Annotated in this window: 18 protein-coding genes and 2 pseudogenes; 8 read left to right on the top strand and 12 right to left on the bottom strand. The window is 71.2% G+C overall.

The genetic code is table 11. The annotated features are described in order from the left end of the window. The first annotated feature begins 80 nt into the window (after positions 1–80). A complete protein-coding gene (locus ACFVXJ_RS14655; RefSeq protein ID WP_389662069.1) occupies positions 81–2339 on the top strand; it encodes a heavy metal translocating P-type ATPase in 2259 nt (752 codons plus the stop codon). A gap of 90 nt (positions 2340–2429) precedes the next feature. Further along, positions 2430–2552 (top strand): annotated as a pseudogene (locus ACFVXJ_RS14660) (metal-sensitive transcriptional regulator); the annotation flags it as partial. 257 nt (positions 2553–2809) lie between these two features. Here the strand turns inward: ACFVXJ_RS14660 and ACFVXJ_RS14665 are convergent. Then, positions 2810–3219: pseudogene (locus ACFVXJ_RS14665) on the bottom strand (aminotransferase class I/II-fold pyridoxal phosphate-dependent enzyme); the annotation flags it as partial. A gap of 240 nt (positions 3220–3459) precedes the next feature. Between ACFVXJ_RS14665 and ACFVXJ_RS14670 the strand changes: the two are divergent. The 3 genes from ACFVXJ_RS14670 (at position 3460) to ACFVXJ_RS14680 (ending at position 4973) form a co-directional block, all read left to right on the top strand. Beyond that, on the top strand, positions 3460–3819 hold the full coding sequence (locus ACFVXJ_RS14670) for a UBP-type zinc finger domain-containing protein (RefSeq protein WP_389662070.1): 360 nt from the start codon (positions 3460–3462) through the stop codon (positions 3817–3819). A gap of 102 nt (positions 3820–3921) precedes the next feature. After that, positions 3922–4356 (top strand): hypothetical protein, encoded by a 435-nt coding sequence (locus ACFVXJ_RS14675; protein WP_389662071.1) that lies wholly within the window; start codon positions 3922–3924, stop codon positions 4354–4356. Positions 4357–4400: 44 nt separating this feature from the next. After that, complete coding sequence (locus ACFVXJ_RS14680) at positions 4401–4973, top strand: YceI family protein (protein WP_389662072.1); 573 nt, start codon at positions 4401–4403, stop codon at positions 4971–4973. A gap of 189 nt (positions 4974–5162) precedes the next feature. Here ACFVXJ_RS14680 and ACFVXJ_RS14685 read toward each other — a convergent pair whose 3' ends face one another. Beyond that, on the bottom strand, positions 5163–6494 hold the full coding sequence (locus ACFVXJ_RS14685) for a class I SAM-dependent RNA methyltransferase (RefSeq protein WP_389662073.1): 1332 nt from the start codon (positions 6492–6494) through the stop codon (positions 5163–5165). A gap of 107 nt (positions 6495–6601) precedes the next feature. Beyond that, positions 6602–8650, bottom strand: coding sequence for an APC family permease (locus ACFVXJ_RS14690; RefSeq protein WP_389662074.1), 2049 nt, complete (start codon positions 8648–8650; stop codon positions 6602–6604). Positions 8651–8860: 210 nt separating this feature from the next. Between ACFVXJ_RS14690 and ACFVXJ_RS14695 the strand changes: the two genes are divergently transcribed. Together ACFVXJ_RS14695 and ACFVXJ_RS14700 are read left to right on the top strand one after the other, a co-directional pair. Next, positions 8861–9529, top strand: a complete 669-nt coding sequence (locus ACFVXJ_RS14695) for a TrkA family potassium uptake protein (protein WP_136212609.1) — start codon at positions 8861–8863, stop codon at positions 9527–9529. Next, positions 9526–10188: a TrkA family potassium uptake protein gene (locus ACFVXJ_RS14700; protein WP_136212608.1), complete on the top strand. Its 663-nt coding sequence runs from the start codon at positions 9526–9528 to the stop codon at positions 10186–10188. Before ACFVXJ_RS14695 ends, ACFVXJ_RS14700 begins: the two co-directional genes overlap by 4 nt. A gap of 176 nt (positions 10189–10364) precedes the next feature. Here the strand turns inward: ACFVXJ_RS14700 and ACFVXJ_RS14705 are convergent, their stop codons facing one another. The 7 genes from ACFVXJ_RS14705 to ACFVXJ_RS14735 form a co-directional block, all read right to left on the bottom strand. Then, positions 10365–11096, bottom strand: a complete 732-nt coding sequence (locus ACFVXJ_RS14705; protein ID WP_389662075.1) for a DUF3159 domain-containing protein — start codon at positions 11094–11096, stop codon at positions 10365–10367. 3 nt (positions 11097–11099) lie between these two features. After that, positions 11100–11519: an OB-fold nucleic acid binding domain-containing protein gene (locus tag ACFVXJ_RS14710; RefSeq protein WP_389662076.1), complete on the bottom strand. Its 420-nt coding sequence runs from the start codon at positions 11517–11519 to the stop codon at positions 11100–11102. 24 nt (positions 11520–11543) lie between these two features. Continuing rightward, a complete protein-coding gene (locus ACFVXJ_RS14715; protein WP_361308550.1) occupies positions 11544–12230 on the bottom strand; it encodes a response regulator in 687 nt (228 codons plus the stop codon). After that, complete coding sequence (locus tag ACFVXJ_RS14720; protein ID WP_389662077.1) at positions 12227–14833, bottom strand: DUF4118 domain-containing protein; 2607 nt, start codon at positions 14831–14833, stop codon at positions 12227–12229. Before ACFVXJ_RS14720 ends, ACFVXJ_RS14715 begins: the two co-directional genes overlap by 4 nt. 190 nt (positions 14834–15023) lie before the next feature. Beyond that, on the bottom strand, positions 15024–15815 hold the full coding sequence (locus tag ACFVXJ_RS14725) for a DUF3710 domain-containing protein (protein ID WP_389662078.1): 792 nt from the start codon (positions 15813–15815) through the stop codon (positions 15024–15026). A gap of 1 nt (position 15816) precedes the next feature. Beyond that, positions 15817–16353 (bottom strand): dUTP diphosphatase, encoded by a 537-nt coding sequence (gene dut / locus ACFVXJ_RS14730; RefSeq protein ID WP_361308555.1) that lies wholly within the window; start codon positions 16351–16353, stop codon positions 15817–15819. After that, on the bottom strand, positions 16353–16937 hold the full coding sequence (locus tag ACFVXJ_RS14735; protein ID WP_389662079.1) for a PaaI family thioesterase: 585 nt from the start codon (positions 16935–16937) through the stop codon (positions 16353–16355). The genes dut and ACFVXJ_RS14735 overlap by 1 nt, the downstream gene beginning before the upstream one ends. A 58-nt stretch (positions 16938–16995) precedes the next feature. Here ACFVXJ_RS14735 and ACFVXJ_RS14740 point away from each other — a divergent pair, with 58 nt between their 5' ends. Further along, complete coding sequence (locus ACFVXJ_RS14740) at positions 16996–17460, top strand: DUF3093 domain-containing protein (RefSeq protein ID WP_389662080.1); 465 nt, start codon at positions 16996–16998, stop codon at positions 17458–17460. 35 nt (positions 17461–17495) lie between these two features. On the opposite strand, the gene ACFVXJ_RS14745 is transcribed toward ACFVXJ_RS14740, so the two are convergent. Both ACFVXJ_RS14745 and ACFVXJ_RS14750 read right to left on the bottom strand, forming a co-directional pair. Continuing rightward, positions 17496–18413 (bottom strand): hypothetical protein, encoded by a 918-nt coding sequence (locus tag ACFVXJ_RS14745; protein WP_389662081.1) that lies wholly within the window; start codon positions 18411–18413, stop codon positions 17496–17498. An 11-nt stretch (positions 18414–18424) separates the two neighbouring features. After that, positions 18425–18721 (bottom strand): DUF4193 domain-containing protein, encoded by a 297-nt coding sequence (locus ACFVXJ_RS14750; protein WP_136212598.1) that lies wholly within the window; start codon positions 18719–18721, stop codon positions 18425–18427. Positions 18722–19046 lie beyond the last annotated feature (325 nt).

The raw sequence follows: 19046 nt of genomic DNA on the forward strand, positions 1-19046 counted from the left end.
CGTCCGTCCATCCGCCCCGAACCATCCGCCCGGGCCGCCGGGCCCCGGCCCCCACCCCCCTCGAACGAGGAGCAGTTCTCATGACCACCACCACAGCCGGCGCCGCCCAGGTCGAGCTCGCCATCGGCGGCATGACCTGCGCCTCGTGCGCGGCCCGCATCGAGAAGAAGCTCAACCGCATGGACGGGGTCGAGGCCACCGTCAACTACGCCACCGAGAAGGCGAAGGTCACCTTCGACGCCGACGCCGACATCTCCGTGGCGGACCTGATCGCCACCGTCGAGGCCACTGGCTACACCGCGCGCGAGCCCGTACGGGAACCCGGGAACGGCGGCCCGGAGTCGCCGGCGGAGGAGCTCGACGAGCTGCGCCCGCTGCGCCAACGGCTCGTCGCCGCCGTCTCCCTCGCCCTGCCGGTCATCGCGTTGGCCATGGTCCCGGCCTTCCAGTTCGAGTTCTGGCAGTGGCTCTCGCTGACCCTGGCCGCGCCCGTGGTGACCTACGCTGCCTGGCCCTTCCACCGCGCCGCGTGGACCAATGCCCGGCACGGCGCCGCCACGATGGACACCCTGATCTCGGTGGGTACGACGGCCGCGTTCCTCTGGTCGCTGTGGGCGCTGTTCTTCGGGACCGCCGGCACGCCCGGAATGACGCACGCCTTCGAGCTCACCATCGCCCGCACCGACGGCGCCGGGAACATCTACCTGGAGGCGGCGGCCGGGGTCACCGCCTTCATCTTGGCCGGCCGGTACTTCGAGGCCCGCTCCAAGCGCAAGGCCGGCGCCGCGCTCAAGGCGCTGCTGGAACTGGGCGCCAAGGAGGTGACGGTAGTGCGCGGGGGCCGCGAGGTCACCGTCCCCACCGCCGAACTCCAGGCGGGAGACCGCTTCCTGGTCCGTCCGGGCGAGAAGATCGCCACCGATGGCACCGTGGTGGAGGGCTCCTCGGCCGTGGACGCCTCCATGCTCACCGGGGAGTCCGTGCCCGTCGAGGTCGGGGTCGGGGACTCCGTCACCGGCGCCACTCTCAACGCGGGCGGACGGCTGGTCGTCGAGGCCACCCGGGTCGGCGCCGACACCCAGCTGGCCCGGATGGCCAAGCTGGTCGAGGACGCCCAGAACGGCAAGGCCGCCGCCCAGCGCCTCGCGGACAAGATCTCCGCCGTGTTCGTCCCGGTCGTCATCGGCCTGGCGCTGGCCACCCTCGGCTTCTGGCTCGGCTCCGGCTCCGGCCTCACCGCCGCGTTCACCGCCGCCGTCGCCGTACTGATCATCGCCTGCCCGTGCGCCCTGGGCCTCGCCACCCCGACCGCGCTGATGGTCGGCACCGGCCGCGGCGCGCAGCTCGGCATCCTGATCAAGGGCCCCGAGGTCCTGGAGACCACGCGCAAGGTCGACACGATCGTCCTGGACAAGACCGGCACCGTCACCACCGGCAAGATGACCCTGCTCGCGGTGCACACCGCCGACGGCACCGCCGAGGACGACGTACTGCGACTGGCGGGGGCGCTGGAGCACGCCTCCGAGCACCCGATCGCGCAAGCCGTCGCCGCCGGCGCGGCCGCCCGGGTCGGCGCCCTGCCCACCCCCGAGGACTTCGCCGACATCCCCGGTCTCGGCGTCCAGGGCGTCGTGGACGGGCACGCCGTTCTCGTCGGCCGCGAAAAGCTCCTGACCGAGTGGGCGATGACCCTGCCGGCTCCGCTGGAGCGGGCCAAGGCCGCGGCCGAGGCCGCGGGCCGCACCGCGATCGCCGTCGCCTGGGACGGCGAGGCCCGCGCGGTCCTGGAGGTCGCCGACGCGGTCAAGGACACCAGCGCCGAGGCCATCCGGCGGCTGCGCGCCCTCGGCCTCACCCCGATCCTGCTCACCGGCGACAACAAGGCGGTGGCCGAAGCCGTCGCCGCGGAGGTCGGCATCGCCGAGGTCATCGCGGAGGTCATGCCGCAGGACAAGGTCGACGTGGTCAAGCGGCTCGAGTCCGAAGGACGCAGCGTCGCCATGGTCGGTGACGGCGTCAACGACGCGGCCGCCCTGGCCCAGGCCGATCTGGGCCTGGCCATGGGGACCGGCACGGACGCAGCGATCGAGGCGGGCGACCTGACCCTGGTGCGCGGCGACCTGCGGGCCGCCGCCGACGCCATCCGGCTCGCCCGCAAGACGCTCGGCACCATCCGCTCGAACCTCTTCTGGGCCTTCGCCTACAACGTGGCCGCCCTGCCGCTCGCCGCGGCCGGACTGCTCAACCCGATGATCGCCGGAGCGGCCATGGCCTTCTCCTCCGTCTTCGTCGTCGGCAACAGCCTGCGCCTGCGCGGCTTCCGGGCCGCCGCCAACTGAGGAGTCCCCGTGGCCGGTTACTCAGCACACAAGGAAGACGTCATCAGACGCCTGCGGCGGATCGAGGGCCAGGTCCGCGGCGTGCAGCGGATGGTGGACGAGGACGTCTACTGCATCGAGGTCCTGACGCAGGTGTCCGCGATCAACGCCGCGCTCCAGTCCTGCGCCGTGGCGCTGCTCGACGAACACCTCGCCTGCTGCGTCACCGAGGCCATCGCGCGGGGCGGCGACCAGGCGAAGGACAAGGTCGGCGAGGCCACCAAGGCGATCGCCCGACTGATCCGTTCGTCACGGCGACCGCCCTCCCGTGGAGTCCGCTCCACCGGAGGGCAGTTCCCGGTTCCCGCTCCCCCGCGGCGCGCCCTTACCCCGGCCGGGGTATGCCCCCGGCGGACGGACGGCCCGTACGCCGCGGAGACCGCCGCGCCGCCGAGGACGTCGGAGTGGCCGGCCAGGTACTCGGTGGTGGAGTGCAGCACGATGTCGGCGCCGAGGGCGAGGGGGCGGCACTGGACGGGCGAGGCCAGGGAGTTGTCCACCGCGCCCAGCACCCCGTGGCGGCGCGCCGCGGCCAGCAGGCCGGGCAGGTCCGGTACCCGGCCGGTGGGGTTGGCGATGGCCTCCAGCACGAGCAGCCTGGTGCGCGGGCCCACGCACGACTCGAATTCGGCCACGTCGTCACCGCTGATGTCGCGGACCTCGACCGCGAAGCGCTCGGCGAGGTCGGTGAGGGCGGCGTACCCCCGTACAGGCACCGCTGGGCGATCACCTGGTCCCCGGGGCGGAGCAGCGCGAGCAGTACGCCGCTGATGGCGCCCATGCCGGCGGCGAAGGCGATGGCCGACTCGCCGCCTTCGAGGTCGGCGAGGGTGTGCTCCAGGGCGCGGACGGTGGGGTTGCCGCGGCGGGTGTAGACGTACCGGCCGTCCGGGCCGGCGCAGGGAACCGGCGTGGAATCCGCGGATCTCCCCCGCGTCGGAGTCTACTCACTCGCCCTGCGAGCCTGATCCGCACGGAATATGCTGCGAAAAGGGGTTCAACCCTCTTGCCTTCGGCTCCAAGTGCCGAAACGCGATCCGAAGCGACATCTGAGCGAAGCCTGGCCAGGGAGGCGCAGCGCATGGCTCACGAGCAGATCCCAGGCATCGACCCCACCGCGCGTCCCAGTGGGGACGGCTGCCTGGAGTGCCTGGCGGGCGATGGACCGGGGTGGTGGTTCCACCTGCGGCGCTGCGCGGCCTGCGGACACGTCGGATGCTGCGACTCCTCGCCCTCGCAGCACGGCACGAAGCATGCCCGGGCGGCCGGGCACCCCTTCCTGACGAGCTTCGAGCCTGGCGAGTCCTGGTTCTGGAACATCGATACCGAGCAGTACTACGAGGGTCCGCCACTGGCGCCGCCCACTTCACACCCGACCTCGCAGCCGACCCCGGGCCCGCAGGGCAAGGTCCCGGCCGACTGGCAGCTACACCTGCACTGACCTGGTCCAGGACTCCAGAATCGGCGGGGCGATAGACACCCGTTTGACACCATTCGCACGCGTGGCAGGGTGGTAGGTGGGGTCATTTCCGGGAGGTTCGGCATGACATCCGGTCCCGCATGGCATTCCGCGGCGCGGCAACTTCCGCTCAGGCTCACGGTCGGCACGTTCTTCGTGAACTCCGCCCTCTCGAAACGCGGTGCGGACGAGGCCACCGCCGAGAAGCTGCAGCAGTTCGCCGCGATCACCTACCCATTCCTGGGCAAGCACGACGCCCAGAAGTTCGCCCGGCTGCTCTCCGCCGGGGAGTTCGCCATCGCCGCCACGCTCCTCCTTCCGGTGATCCCCGCCGCTGTCGCCGGGGTCGCGCTGACCGCGTTCTCCGTCGGCACCCTCGGGCTCTACCTGCGTACGCCGGGAATGCGGCAGGAAGGCAGCCTGCGCCCGACCGAGCAGGGAGTCCCACTGGCCAAGGACGTCTGGATGCTGGGCATCGGCGTCTCCCTCATCGCCGAGGGCATGAACGACCACCGGTAACGCACCGGACCCACCCCGGTTGAAGGGCACGTCAGGGGTGCACCATGGCCATCACCACATGGTTCTTCGAGCCCGGTCATACCGCGGCGGAGTTCCGCGCCAGGCATATGATGGTCACCTATGTGCGCGGGCAGCTCAAGAACGTGCACGGTGTGCTGGAGGTTGATCCCGACCAGCCGGAGGCGGCGCGCTTGGAGGCGACGGTCGACGCGGCCCAGGTGTACACCGGTCAGCCTCAGCGCGACGCCCACCTCCGCAGCGCTGATTTCTTCGACGTCGAGCACCACCCGACGTGGACGTTCGTCGGGACGCGCATTCACCAGGTGAGCGGAACCGAGTTCGAGGTCACCGGAGATCTCACGGTGCGTGGCGTGACGCGCCCCGTCACCTTCGACGTCACGTACTTGGGGCAGTGGGACACCCCTTGGTGGGAGGAGGGCCGGGACCTCGGCCCCAGGCGCCGCGCCGGCTTCGTCGCTACGACCCGTATCAACCGCCATGAGTTCGGGGTGAGTTGGAACGACGTGGTGGATCGCGGCGGAGTGGTCGTCAGCCCCGTGGTCGATGTCACGGTCGACGTCGAGGCCGTCCAGCAGCCCAACGAACCGGCCGCCTGAGAAACACCGGCTCGGGCTGCGAGCCGACCAAGCCGATCCAACGCCTCCCGCAGCAGGATCACGTTTGCCGCAGGCGGTCACCGATGGCTGACGATTCGTCAGCCATCGGTGACCGCTGCGGCAAACGTGCGTCAGAGGCGTCAAGATGCCGCCCACACCGCACATAGGGCGCACCGACAACCTCACGGGTCAGGCGCCCTTGTTGGCGGGCTCCAGGATCGCCACGCACTCCACGTGGTGGGTCATCGGGAAGAGGTCGAAGACGCGGAGCGTGCGGACCTTGTAGCCGTTGTCCGCGAAGTACGCCAGGTCGCGGGCCAGAGCCGCCGGGTCGCAGGCGACGTAGGCGATGCGGCGGGCCGACAGGGAGGCGATGTGGCGGACCGTCTGCTTGCCGGCGCCGGCGCGCGGGGGGTCGAGGACGACCAGGTCGCACTCGGTGATGCCGGTCTTCGGTAGGGCCTGGTCCACCTTGCCCTGCTCGATGCGGACGCGGGGGAAGTCCGCCAGGTTGTGCCGGGCGTCCTCCACCGCGCGCTTGCCGGACTCGATGCCCAGCACCGCGCCCGTCTCGCCGAGCCGCTCCGCCAGCGCACCCGCGAAGATGCCGACGCCGCAGTAGAGGTCGAGCGCCATCTCGCCCTTGCGCGGCATCAGCCCCTGCATCACGGCCTTGATCAGCGTGTCGGCGGCCTGCGGGTGGACCTGCCAGAAGCCGCCCATGCCGACGCGGTAGGTACGGCCGTCCGCGCGCTCGCGCACGAAGGGGCGGCCGTGGACGCGGTGCACCCCGCCGTCCTTCTCCTCCACCCGCAGGACCGAGACCGGCTTGTCCAGCTCGACGAGCGGCAGCCGGCCGCCCGGACGCGGGGTCAGGACGACCTGGCGGTCGCCCGAGCCGGAGGCGGCGATCGCCTCGACCGTCTCCATCTGGGGCCAGTCCTGCTTCTCGATGCCGAGTTCCTCGACACCGACGGCCGCGATCATGCAGTGGTCGATCAGCTCGATGTCGTGCGAGCGGTGCTTGCGCAGGCCGGCGTTGCCGTCCTCGTCGATCGCGAACTGGACCCGGGTGCGCCACTGCGGGACCTGCCCGGCCGGCAGCTTGTCGCCCTCGGCCGGCATGACCGTGCCGTCCCAGCCGGCTTCCTCCGGGGTGAGCCCGGCGAGCCGCTTGAGCTGTTCGGCGACGACCTCGCCCTTGAGCCGGCGCTGCGCGCCCGGCTTGGCGTGCTGCCAGTCGCAGCCGCCGCACTTGCCGGGGCCGGCGAACTTGCACGGCGCCTCGACGCGGTCCTTGGAGGCGTCGAGGACGGTGATGGCGTCGGCGCGCAGGAAGCGGGAGTCGACGTCGCCCTCCGTGACCCGGGCGATGACCTTCTCGCCGGGCAGGGTGTGGCGGACGAACAGGACGCGGCCCTCGGCGGTGCGGGCGATGCAGTGGCCGCCGTGCGCGACGGGGCCGACCTCGACCTCGTACTCCTCCCCGACCAGTGACTGCTTCTCGATCTGCTCGGTCATGGTGGGGAGACTCCAAAACATAAAATGGGAACGGCCGGACGACCGACCCACCAGTTTACGTGGATCTCGTCCGGCCGTTCGCCACACCGACCGTTCCGCGGCTGCCGCTACTTCCCCGCCCGGTCCTTCGGCCGCGGGGTGTCCACCGGTCCGCGGCGCACCGCGCCGGGGGCGTTCCACTCCTGCCGCTTCTTCGCCCGCCGCTTCGCGAGCTCCGAGGACTCCAGCTGGTAGGGCACCGAGGTGACCATCACACCGGGGGTGAACAGCAGCCGGCCCTTGAGCCGCAGCGCGCTCTGGTTGTGCAGCAGGTGCTCGTACCAGCGGCCGACGACGTACTCCGGGATGTAAACGCTGACCGCGTCGCGCGGGTTCTCGCTGCGCAGGCCCTTGACGTACTCCACCACCGGCCGGGTGATCTCGCGGTACGGGGAGTCGAGGATCTTGAGCGGTACGTTGATGCCGCGCCGCTCCCACTCCGCCTTGAGCGCCTTGGTCTCGGCCGGGTCGACGCTGATGCTGAGCGCCTCCAGGGTGTCCGAGCGGGTCAGCTTGGCGAAGGCCAGGGCGCGCAGCGTGGGCTTGTGCACCTTGGAGACCAGCACGATCGAGTGGACCCGCGAGGGCCGCACGCTGTCGTCGCTCGGCCCCTCGTCGGCGGCGATCTCGTCGGCGACGCGGTCGTAGTGCTTGCGGATGGCGGTCATCGTGCCGTAGAAGATCAGCATCCCCAGCAGGGCGACCCAGGCCCCGTGGGTGAACTTGGTGGCGAGGACCACGACCAGCACCAGGCCGGTGAAGAAGGCGCCGAAGGCGTTGATCGCGCGGGAGCGGAACATCCGGCGCCGCACGGCCTGGTCCTTCTCGGCCCTCAGGTGCCGGTTCCAGTGCCGGACCATGCCGGTCTGGCTGAGGGTGAAGGAGACGAAGACGCCGACGATGTAGAGCTGGATCAGCTTGGTCGAGTCCGCGCCGTAGATCCAGATCAGCAGCACGGCGGCGCCCGCGAGCAGCACGATGCCGTTGGAGAAGGCGAGCCGGTCGCCGCGGGTGTGCAGCTGACGGGGCAGGTAGCGGTCCTGGGCGAGGATCGAGCCCAGCAGCGGGAAGCCGTTGTAGGCCGTGTTTGCGGCCAGGAACAGGACGAGCGCGGTGGCGGCGGCGAGCACGATGAACAGGAAGCTGCCGTTGCCGAAGACCGCTTCGGCGACCTGGGAGATCACCGGGTTCTGCACGTAGTCCGGTCCGACCGCCACGCCGTTGTGGAGCAGATCCGTCGCGGGCTTCTCGGCCATCCTCACGTCGGTCGCCATCGCCAGGGCGATGATTCCGCAGAACATCGTCACGGCCAGCGCGCCCATCAGGGCGAGGGTGGTCGCGGCGTTCTTGCTCTTGGGCTTGCGGAACGCGGGCACGCCGTTGCTGATCGCCTCGACGCCGGTCAGTGCGGCACAGCCCGAGGAGAAGGCGCGCAGGAGCAGGAAGACAAGTGCGAAACCGGCCAGGCCCTGGTGCTCCGCCTTGATCTCGAAATCCGCGGTGGGCGCCTTCATGGTCTCGTCGAGGACGATGCCCCGCCAGGCACCCCACGCGATCATGATGAATACGCCCGCGACGAAGACGTAGGTGGGAATCGCGAACAGTCGCCCCGATTCCTTCATGCCGCGCAGATTCATCAGCGTGAGGAGCAAGATCATCCCGATTGCGCAGAGCACTTTGTGCTCGACGACGAAGGGGACGGCGGAGCCGAGATTCTCCACCCCGGAGGCGATCGACACGGCGACGGTCAGGACGTAGTCGACCAGCAGCGCGCTCGCCACGGTGAGACCGGCCTTGGGACCGAGGTTGGTGTTGGCGACCTCGTAGTCACCGCCGCCGCTCGGGTAGGCGTGCACGTTCTGCCGATAGGACGCGACCACCGTGAACATCAGCACCACGACCGCGAGCGCGATCCAGGGGCTGAAGTGGTACGCCGACACGCCCGCGATCGACAGGACCAGCAGGACCTCGCCGGGTGCGTACGCCACGGAGGACAGCGGGTCTGAGGCGAAGACGGGTAGGGCGATCCGCTTGGGGAGGAGCGTTTCTCCGAGGCGGTCGCTGCGGAGCGCCCGGCCGATCAGGATCCGTTTGGGCACGTCGGTCAGTTTGGACACGCCAAGGATCGTAAGCGTTCGAAAACCGGCTGACGAACCCCCCGCCCCTATTAGCGGGCAATGAAGCTCCAATGAGCCCCCGCCCGCACCCCAAATGGTCACACTGGTGACCGGCCGTGTGTAGCTTGGGCCATGGTCTGAGACCCTGTTTAGCCAGAGCATGCAATGAGGCTGGGAACCAGCGAGCCGCTGTCAGCCGGAAGGACGGCCGTGCACATCGTCATCATGGGCTGCGGAAGGGTGGGCTCCGCCCTCGCGCAGACCCTGGAACAGCAGGGTCATACGGTCGCGGTAGTCGACCAGGACCCCACCGCATTCCGTCGACTGGGGGCATCGTTCGGCGGCCGCCGCGTGACCGGGGTCGGCTTCGATCAGGACACCCTGCGGGAGGCGGGCATCGAGGAGGCGGGCGCCTTCGCCGCCGTCAGCAGCGGTGACAATTCCAACATCATCGCCGCCCGCGTGGCGCGCGAGATGTTCGGCGTCGAGAACGTCGCCGCCCGCATCTACGACCCCAAGCGCGCCGAGGTCTACCAGCGCCTGGGCATCCCCACCGTGGCGACCGTGCGGTGGACCGCCGACCAGATGCTGCGCCGGCTGCTGCCCTCGGGCGCGGAGCCGCTGTGGCGCGACCCGAGCGGTGGTGTGCAGCTCGCCGAGGTGCACACCTCGGCGAGCTGGATCGGGCACAAGGTCAGCACCCTCCAGGAGGAGACGGGCGTCCGCGTGGCGTTCCTCACCCGTCTGGGCGAGGCCATGCTGCCGACGTCGCAGACGGTCCTGCAGGAGGGCGACCTCGTCCACGTGATGATGCGCACGGACGAGATCGAGAAGGTCGAGGCGGTCTTCGCCCAGGGGCCCGAGGAGGCACACGCATGAGGGTCGCGATCGCCGGAGCCGGCGCCGTCGGCCGCTCCATCGCGGGCGAGCTGCTGGAGAACGGCCACGAGGTGCTGCTCGTCGACAAGGCGCCGACCGCCATCTCGGTCGAGCGGGTGCCGCAGGCCGAGTGGCTGCTGGCCGACGCCTGCGAGATCACCTCGCTGGACGAGGCCGCGCTCCAGCGCTGCAACGTGGTCATCGCCGCCACGGGTGACGACAAGGTCAACCTGGTCGTGTCCCTGCTCGCCAAGACCGAGTACGGGGTGCCCCGGGTCGTGGCGCGGGTCAACAACCCGAAGAACGAGTGGCTCTTCAACGAGTCCTGGGGCGTCGACGTCGCCGTTTCCACGCCCCGCCTGATGTCGGCCCTGGTCGAGGAGGCCGTCAGCGTCGGCGACCTGGTGCGGCTGCTGCGCTTCAGCCACGGCGACGCCAACCTGGTCGAGCTGACCCTGCCGCCGGACTCCTCGGTCGCGGGTACGCAGATCAGCGAGATCAGCTGGCCCGAGGACACCTCGCTGGTCACGATCATCCGGGGCAACCGGGTGCTCACCCCGCACGGCGAGGAGACCCTGGAGCCGGGCGACGAGCTCCTCTTCGTGGCCGCCCAGGCCCGCGAGGAGCAGTTGGAGGAACTCCTCCAGGCCCGCCACTGAGGCCGTAGGCACGCGAAGGGGCCGCCGACCAGGATGTGGTCGGCGGCCCCTTTCGGCGTGCGGCCGTGCTCAGGTCGCCAGGTTCGCGGTGCTCGACGCCACGTCCGCCCTGCTCGACGCCACGCCCGCGCTGCTCCGCGCCATGTCCGCCGTGCTCCGCGCCACGCCGGCCGTCGTCAGGCCCGTCGTTCCCGCGCCGCGGCCTTCGCCGCCTTCTCGGCGGCCTCCTCGGCCTCGTACTCGGCGATGACGTCGATCGGCGGCGGCGCCTTCGCCAGGAACACCCAGGTGAAGTACACCGCCAGCACCATCGGCGGCAGCTTGAGCGTGATCAGTACCCAGCCGAGCTGGGTCGCGTCCCCCCACCAGTACAGCGGGAAGAGGATCGCGTACTTGGCGAGGAAGATGATCCCCCACGCCAGGCTGGCCTTGGTGTACGCCTTCTTGCGTCCGGGGTTGCGCGTGCGCCAGGACAGGTTCTCCTTGAACACCGGCCCCAGGATCACCCCGAGCAGCGGGAAGCCGACCAGCGCCGAGAGCGTGAAGGCCACCCCGAGCCCCGCCCCGTAGATCATTCCGGGCAGGTAGAACCCCTTCGCGGTGCCCGTGAAGAGGGCGAAGGCCACGCCGACGCCGACGCCGAACACGCCGCTGAACGCGTGCTTGACAGTGTCCTTGCGCAGCAGCCGCACGATCACCAGCGCGACCGCGACGACGGCCGCCGCGATGGCGGACATCATCACGTTCTTGTTGATCGTGTAGATCATCACGAAGAGCAGGCCCGGGAGCATCGTCTCCACGGTGCCCCGGATGCCTCCGAACGCGTCGAAGAGCGCGGCCTGGGTCGCGGCCTTCTGGTCGTCGGCAGGGTCCGGGGCGGGGATGTTCGGTTTGTCGAATGACGTCACCGGTTACTGCTCCTGTCCGAGCGGTCGGAGTTCGTACTTCGGGTTGAAGAGGACCCGGCGCCCATGACTCATCGCGATCCGCCCGGAGGCGATCATGCGCCGCCCGGGCTCGATTCCCACGATCGAGCGACGCCCGAGCCACACCACGTCCAGCGCGGCGGAGCCGTCGAACAGCTCCGCCTCCAGGGCGGGGACTCCGGCCCGCGGACGCAGGGTGACGGTTCGTAGCGTACCGGTCACCTTGACTATCTCGCGGTCGTAGGAGTCGCAGATCCGCGTGCAGCCCGCGGCTTCTGCGGCCTCCTGCAGCTCCGCCGAATGCAGATCCTCCTGGGAGGTGGAAAGACGCTCTATCATCCGGCGGAACCGGCCCGCCGGCCTGGCCGGTTTCGCGGGCTTCTCGGGACGCGGTTCAGCACTCATACAGGAAGCGTACCGGCGCGCCCGCTACCTCTCGAAGCGGTATCCCATGCCCGGTTCGGTGATGAAGTGCCGCGGGTGCGAGGGGTCGGCCTCCAGCTTGCGGCGCAACTGCGCCATGTAGACCCGCAGGTAGTTGGTCTCGGTCCCGTACGAGGGGCCCCAGACCTCGCGCAGGAGCTGCTTCTGGCTGACCAGCTTGCCGCCATTGCGGACCAGGACCTCCAGCAGGTGCCACTCGGTGGGGGTCAGCCGTACGTCGCGTCCCTCGCGCACGGCCTTCTTGGCGGCCAGGTCGACGCTGAAGCCCTCGGTCTCCACGACCACCTCGTCCTCGCCGGCGCCGACGGGCGGTTCGGCCCGGCGGACGGCGGCGCGCAGCCGGGCCAGCAGCTCGTCCATGCCGAACGGTTTGGTGACGTAGTCGTCGGCGCCCGCGTCCAGTGCCTCGACCTTCTCGTCGGAGCTGTGGCGGGCGGAGAGCACGAGGATCGGGACCCGGGTCCAACCGCGCAACCCCTTGATCACCTCGACGCCGTCCATGTCGGGCAGGCCCAGGTCGAGGACGATCACATCGGGGTGGCGGGCGGCGGCGAGCTCCAGGGCCCCCGCGCCGTCGGCCGCCGCGTCGACCTCGTACTTGCGTGCCTTCAGGTTGATCACGAGGGCTCGGACGATCTGCGGCTCGTCGTCCACCACGAGCACTCGGGTCATCGAGGGCCTGCTTTCTGTCGTACGGAGGGAACGTCGAACGGATCAACAGGTTGATCAATATGATCCACGTGATCAACGGGTCCGGGGCCGGGCGCGGTTCCCGGCGCGGCCGCCCGTAGCGTCAGCACCATCGTGAGCCCGCCTCCCGGCGTGTCCTCGGCCGTCAGGCTCCCCGCCATCGCCTCCGCGAAGCCGCGGGCCACCGCGAGCCCGAGCCCGACCCCGGCGCCGCGCGGCGCGTCGCCGTGCCGCTGGAACGGGGCGAAGATCCGGTCCTTGGCCTCGTCCGGCACCCCCGGCCCGCGGTCCACGACCCGTACCTCGACCCGGTCGCCGAGGAAACTCGCCGCGACCAGCACCGGCTGCCCCGGCGGGCTGTACTTGACGGCGTTCTCCACCACGTTCGCCACGGACCGCTCCAGCAGCCCCGGGTCCACCGCCACCATCGGCAGGGTCTCGGGGACGTCCAGCACCACGCTGTCCTCGGGTACGCCGCCCAGCGCCATCGGGACCACCTCGTCGAGGTCGATCTCCCGGATCAGCGGGGTGACGGTGCCGGTCTGGAGCCGGGACATGTCCAGCAGGTTCCCCACGAGGTGGTCGAGCCGGTCGGCGCCGTGCTCGATCCCTTCGAGCAGCTCGGCCCGGTCCTGCGGCGACCACTCCACGTCCTCGGAGCGCAGCGAGGACACGGACGCCTTGATGGCGGCCAGCGGGGTGCGCAGGTCATGGCTGACGGCGGCGAGCAGCGCGGTCCTGATCCGGTTGCCCTCCGCCATCCGACGGGCCTCCTCGGCCTCCCCGACCAGCCGCTGCCGGTCCAGCACGACGGCGGCCTGCGCGGCGAAGGCGCCGAGCACCCGCCGGTCCTCGGCGGGCAGCACCCGCCCGGACAGGGCCAGCGCCATGTGATCGCCGATCGGCATGTCCACGTCGGCGTCTTCGGGGCGTGCGGCGGGGCTCGGGCCGACGCTGCCGGCCGGCTTCCAGGGCTCCACCTCGCCCGCGCGCTCCAGCAGTGCCACCGACTCCATGGCGAAGGTCTCCCGCACCCGCTCCAGCAGCGCGTCCAGGGTGGTCTCCCCGCGCAGCACGCTGCCCGCGAGGAAGGACAGGATCTCGGATTCGGCGCGCAGCCGGGCGGCCTGCTGGGTTCGCCGGGCGGCCGAGTCCACGACGGAGGCGACGGCCACCGCCACCCCGAAGAAGACCGAGATGGCGACGATGTTCTTGGGGTCGGAGATGGTGAAGCGGTGCAGCGGCGGCGCGAAGTAGTAGTTCAGCAGCAGTGAGCCGAAGGCCGCCGAGGCAAGGGCGGGCACGAGACCGCCCAGCAGGGCCGCGGCCACGGTCAGGGCGAGGAACAGCAGCATGTCGTTGGCCAGGCCCGGATCACCGTTCACGTGCGTGAGCAGCACCGCGAGCAGGGCGGGGAACACCACGCCGACCACCCAGCCGGCGACGATACGGGCCCTGCCGAGCCGGGCGGCGGAGCGGACCACGGGCAGCCCGCGCCCCTTGGCCACCTCCTCGTGGGTGACGATGTGCACGTCCAGGTCGGGCCCCGAGTCGCGGGCCACACTGGCGCCCACGCCCGGCCCGAAGACGTACTGCCACGCCTTGCGGCGGCTGGAGCCGAGCACGATCTGGGTGGCGTTGACCCCGCGGGCGAACTCCAGCAGGGCCTCGGGGATGTTGTCGCCGATGACATGGTGAAACGTTCCGCCGAGGTCTTCCGCCAGCGTCCGCTGGACGGCGAGCTCCTTGGGCGAGGCCGCGGTCAGCCCGTCGCTGCGCGCGATGTAGACGGCCAGTACCTCGCCGCCCGCGCCCTTCTCGGCGAGGCGCGCGGCGCGCCGGATGAGGGTGCGCCCCTCGGGGCCGCCGGTGAGGCCGACGACGATCCGCTCGCGGGCCTGCCAGGTGGAGCGGATGTCGTGTTCGCCCCGGTACTGCCGCAGGTACTCGTCGGCCCGGTCGGCGACCCAGAGCAGGGCCAGCTCCCGCAGCGCGGTGAGGTTGCCGGGTCGGAAGTAGTTGGACAGGGCCGCGTCGACCTTGTCGGGCTTGTATATGTTCCCGTGGGCCATCCGGCGGCGCAGCGCCTGGGGCGACATGTCGACCAGCTCGATCTGCTCGGCCCGCCGCACCACCTCGTCCGGCACCGTCTCGCGCTGCCGGACCCCGGTGATGGCTTCGACGACGTCGCCGAGGGACTCCAGGTGCTGGATGTTCACGGTCGACACGACGTCGACGCCGGCCCGGAGCAGTTCCTCGACGTCCTGCCAGCGCTTGGCGTTGCGCGAGCCGGGGACGTTCGTGTGTGCCAGCTCGTCCACCAGGGCCACCGCGGGGCGCCGGGCCAGGAGCGCGTCCACGTCCATCTCGGTGAAGGCGGCGTCCCGGTGGCAGAGCTCCCGCCGCGGCACCTGTTCCAGCCCGTGGAGCATCACCTCGGTCCGCGGCCGGCCGTGGTGCTCGACGAAGCCGACGACGCAGTCACCGCCGCGCTCGACCCGACGGTGCCCTTCCGAGAGCATGGCGTACGTCTTTCCCACACCGGGTGCCGCGCCGAGGTATATCCGTAGCTTGCCGCGTCCCATGCGCCCATTCTCGGGGACGTTCCCACCGGCGACCGCCCGATGGACGGCCGGGCGCCGATCCCTGACGCATCCCTGACGCATCCGCGACCCGCCGGCCGCGCCCCGGCCCGGGTTCCCGGAAAAGGCCGGCGGGCCGCACCCGCGAGGGGTACGGCCCACCGGCCGGAACGGGGGGGCGCAGGAGCGGAGGTCAGCGGACCTCGGTGATCTCCGGCCCGCGCTCCAGCTGGCCCATGTCGCCGCCGAAGCGGGAGCCCTCGGCCTCGCCGGCCGCCGGCTGCTGCACGCCGTCCGGCACCATCTGGGCGTCGTTCGGGAGCTTCAGCACGATCGGGTCGCGGGGCGCCATCGGGCCCTCGCCACGCACGACGACCGTGTCCCGGAAGATCTGCTCCAGCACACCGCCCGCCTCGGGGCGCACCGCCGCCTGGCCGGAGATGACACCGCGCAGGAACCAGCGCGGGCCGTCGACGCCGACGAACCGGACCAGCTGGGCGCCGGTCTGCCCGTCGGGCAGCGGTACGGGCACCTGGGCGCGCAGCTCCCAGCCGAGGGGGCCTTCGACCTCGTCGATGATGCCGCCCTGCTGGGTGATGCCCGTGGCGATCTCGTCGCGGACCTCGCCCCAGATGCCTTCCTTCTTGGGCGCCGCGAAAGCCTGCAGCTGTACGGCGCTGTCGCCGAGGACGACGGTCGCGGCGACGATCGCGTCACCGGCGACCTCGACCCGCAGCTCCATGCCCTCGACCCCGGGTACGAGGATGCCGCCCAGGTCGACCCGGCCGTCTTCCGGCTTGCCGGGCACCTCGGAGACGTCCCACGGGCCGTCGGGCCGCGGCGCCGGCGGCAGGTTCACTCGGCGGGGCGTGGGGTCGTCGAGCCGGTCGGCGTCGTTCTGGTCCTCGCCGCTCTCGTTCTCGACGACCTGCTCGGCCGCGCCGCCGTCCTTGACGGAGTCGTTCTTCTTGCGACGTCCGAACACGTCACTGTCCTTCCCGGTCGGTTACGACCGAAGCGTAGCCATTCCCACCCTGCTGACCAGCTCCGGATCCGGCCACGGCCGCATGACCGCCGGTGGAGCCGAAACCCCCCTCGGCCCTGGCCGAGCCGGGAAGTTCCGCCACCTCGTGGAAACGCACCTTCTCGACCCGCTGGACAACCAGCTGGGCAATGCGGTCGAAACGCTCGAACCTGACGCTCTCGCGCGGGTCGAGATTGACCACGATCACCTTGATTTCCCCACGGTACCCGGCATCCACCGTCCCCGGGGCATTCACGAGCGCGAGCCCGCAGCGCGCGGCCAGGCCCGAGCGGGGGTGCACGAAGGCGGCGTACCCGTCGGGCAGGGCGATGGAGACGCCGGTGGGCAGTACGGTCCGCTCGCCGGGGGCCAGCTCGGCGGCCTCGGTGGTCACGAGGTCGCACCCCGCGTCGCCGGGGTGGCCGTAGGAGGGCAGCGGCACCTCGGGGTCGACGCGGCGGATCAGCACGTCGACGGGGGCGTGGTCGTTGTGAGACATCAGGGGTTCACCTCGAAGGCGCGCGAGCGCCTGACCTGGTCCGGGTCGGCCATCGCCGCCCGGATCTCCTCGGGCCGTCCGTTGTCGATGAAGTGGTCGACCTTCACCTCGATGAAGAGGGCGTCGGCGCGCACGGCGACGGGCCCTTCCGGGCCTCCTATTCGGCCGACCGCCGTGGAGTAGATCTTCCGTCCGGCGACGGCGGTGACCTCGGCCTCCAGGTACAGCACGGTCCCCAGGGGGACCGGTCGTACGAAGTCGGTCTCCAGCCGCCCGGTCACCGCGATGACGCGCAGCAGCCAGTTCAGGGAGCCGAGCGTCTCGTCGAGGGCGGTGGCCAGGACGCCGCCGTGCGCGAGACCGGGCGCGCCCTGGTGGGCCGGCTTGACGGTGAACTCGGCGGTGACCCGCACGCCCTCGCCGGCCCGGGCCGCCAGGTGGAGCCCGTGCGGCTGTCCCCCGCCGCAGCCGAAGCAGTGCTCGTAGTGCGCGCCGAGGAGTTCGCCCGGGGCGGGCGCCTCGGGGTGCCGGACCGGCGCCGTGGCGTCGGCCGGGGGCGTCAACGCTGTGTTTCGTCCACTCACAGCCGCTGACCTTACCCGCGCGGCTACCCGCCGGTCGCCTCGTGGCAGGCTTGTGGGCATGCAGCTCTCCCCCGCGCACCACGACGAACGCCTGACCGCCCCCCGCTCCTGGTGGGCGATCGCCGTCCTGACCGGCCTGGCGTGCGCCCTGGTGATGCTTCCGCTGGGCACGCTGCCGCTGCTGGCCGGGCTGGTCGGGGGCACGGCGCTGACGGGGATGCTGGTGAGTTCGTACGGCTCCGCGCGGGTGCGCGTGGTGAACGGCGCGCTGGCGGCGGGCGAGGCGCGGATCCCCGTGACGGCCCTGGGCGAGCCGGTCGTCCTGGACGCCGAGGAGGCGCGGGCCTGGCGGACGTACAAGGCCGACACCCGCGCGTTCATGCTGCTGCGCAGCTACGTCCCGACGGCCGTCCGCGTCGAGGTCACCGACCCGGCGGACCCGACCCCCTACGTGTACGTCTCCACCCGCGAGCCCGAGGCCCTGGCGGCGGCGATCCGCTCGGCGCGTACCGAGGCGGAGTAGCCCGCGGCCGGGACCGCCGGCGGGCCCCCGCGCGGCTAGCGCCGGTCGGGCTTCCGGTGTCCGCGGCCTTCGAGTGCGGCCCTGGTGGCCTCGGGAAGGGGCTGGGAGGCCTGCTCAAGGGGCGGCAGCTCGGGGAGGGCGTCCCAGGGCACGGCCCGGGTGCGCAGGTCGCCCCGTACCTTCTGGGCGACCTTCCGGGTGTCGCGGCGGTTCATCACGGCGCCCACCGCCGCGCCGACCATGAAGGGCATCAGGTTCGGCAGGTTGCGGACCATCCGCTTCGTGATCTGCTGGCGCAGTTCGCGCTTCATCTGACCGCCCAGCGCCGCGTTCAGCGTGGTCGGATGGGTCAGGTCGACGCCGCGCTCCTCCGTCCAGGACGTGAGGTACGCGTGGCTGCGCTCCTTGAGGTTGCCGGGGGGCCGCAGTCCGTAGACCTCGTGGAGTTCGGCGATCAGTTTCAGCTCGATCGCGGCGACCCCGGTGATCTCCGCGGCCAGCTCGGCCGGCATCGCGGGCGGCACGGGCAGCATCGCAGCCGCGCCGACACCGGCTCCCACGACGGACGTGGCGTGGGCGGCGCCGGCGATCAGCTTGTCGGCGAGCTGCTCGGGGTCGAGGCCCGGGAACTGCGCGCGCAGCGTCGCGAGGTCCCGAACCGGAACGCGCGGTGCGTTCTCGATGACGCGGTCGGCGATGTACAGGGCGACGGCCTTCACGCCTTCGCCGCCCTTGCGCACACCGTTCCTGACGGCTTGCATCCGATGGGTCCCGGACGTACGGGCCCCGTCGCCGGCCGCTGGGGCCGACGGCACCGCCGGGGCGGTGTCGGAGGACAGGGCGGGGTCGCCGGAGGTTCCGTGGCCCGTTGCCGGGCCCGTCTCCACCTGCTTCTCCGCCGGATCACCAGACTTCCGGAAGCGGCGCTTCCGGAAGGGCGACGACCCTGTCACGGTCAAGCCTCTCAGTCGCAGTCGCGACAGATCGGCTGGCCGTTCTTCTCCCGAGCCAGCTGGCTGCGGTGGTGCACCAGGAAGCAGCTCATGCAGGTGAACTCGTCGGCCTGCTTGGGCAGCACCCGGACGGCCAGTTCCTCGTTGGAGAGGTCCGCACCGGGAAGCTCCATGCCCTCCGCCGCGTCGAAGTCGTCCACGTCCACATTCGAGTGGGACTTCTCGTTGCGCCGAGCCTTCAGCTCTTCGATGCTGTCGTTGTCTACGTCGTCGTCGGTCTTGCGCGGAGTGTCGTAGTCCGTTGCCATGGTTCGCTCTCCCCCTCTGGGATTTAGCGGTGTCTCAGCGCACGTAACGCGCGAGAGGCCGGACTTGTGCCCGACCTGAGGCGGAGATTTTGCCTCACATCAAGGTCTGTTACTCAATCGACACCCAGCCGGGCCCCCGAAGGGGCTTGCGCCTGGGATGACGACCGGGACCGTACACGGTCCGGAGGTCGCCTTGCACCAACGCCACCCCGTGTATTTCCCGCCATTCGGGGGACCGGAAACCCGGACTTCCCGGGCGTTCCGGCCTCCCTGGGGTCACCGAACGCGCACAGCCGGACACTCGCTCATGTGATCGATCACACAG

The organism is Streptomyces sp. NPDC058279 (genome assembly GCF_042881255.1).
In the GTDB taxonomy this organism is placed as follows: Bacteria; Actinomycetota; Actinomycetes; order Streptomycetales; family Streptomycetaceae; genus Streptomyces.

Excerpts from the sequence above, each read along its gene's own strand:
- ACFVXJ_RS14655 (WP_389662069.1), top strand. The coding sequence starts at position 81 with ATGACCACCACCACAGCCGGCGCCGCCCAGGTCGAGCTCGCCATCGGC.
- ACFVXJ_RS14670 (WP_389662070.1), top strand. The coding sequence starts at position 3,460 with ATGGCTCACGAGCAGATCCCAGGCATCGACCCCACCGCGCGTCCCAGT.
- ACFVXJ_RS14675 (WP_389662071.1), top strand. The coding sequence starts at position 3,922 with ATGACATCCGGTCCCGCATGGCATTCCGCGGCGCGGCAACTTCCGCTC.
- ACFVXJ_RS14680 (WP_389662072.1), top strand. The coding sequence starts at position 4,401 with ATGGCCATCACCACATGGTTCTTCGAGCCCGGTCATACCGCGGCGGAG.
- ACFVXJ_RS14685 (WP_389662073.1), bottom strand. The coding sequence starts at position 6,494 with ATGACCGAGCAGATCGAGAAGCAGTCACTGGTCGGGGAGGAGTACGAG.
- ACFVXJ_RS14700 (WP_136212608.1), top strand. The coding sequence starts at position 9,526 with ATGAGGGTCGCGATCGCCGGAGCCGGCGCCGTCGGCCGCTCCATCGCG.
- ACFVXJ_RS14710 (WP_389662076.1), bottom strand. The coding sequence starts at position 11,519 with ATGAGTGCTGAACCGCGTCCCGAGAAGCCCGCGAAACCGGCCAGGCCG.
- ACFVXJ_RS14715 (WP_361308550.1), bottom strand. The coding sequence starts at position 12,230 with ATGACCCGAGTGCTCGTGGTGGACGACGAGCCGCAGATCGTCCGAGCC.
- ACFVXJ_RS14720 (WP_389662077.1), bottom strand. The coding sequence starts at position 14,833 with ATGGGACGCGGCAAGCTACGGATATACCTCGGCGCGGCACCCGGTGTG.
- dut (WP_361308555.1), bottom strand. The coding sequence starts at position 16,353 with ATGTCTCACAACGACCACGCCCCCGTCGACGTGCTGATCCGCCGCGTC.
- ACFVXJ_RS14740 (WP_389662080.1), top strand. The coding sequence starts at position 16,996 with ATGCAGCTCTCCCCCGCGCACCACGACGAACGCCTGACCGCCCCCCGC.
- ACFVXJ_RS14750 (WP_136212598.1), bottom strand. The coding sequence starts at position 18,721 with ATGGCAACGGACTACGACACTCCGCGCAAGACCGACGACGACGTAGAC.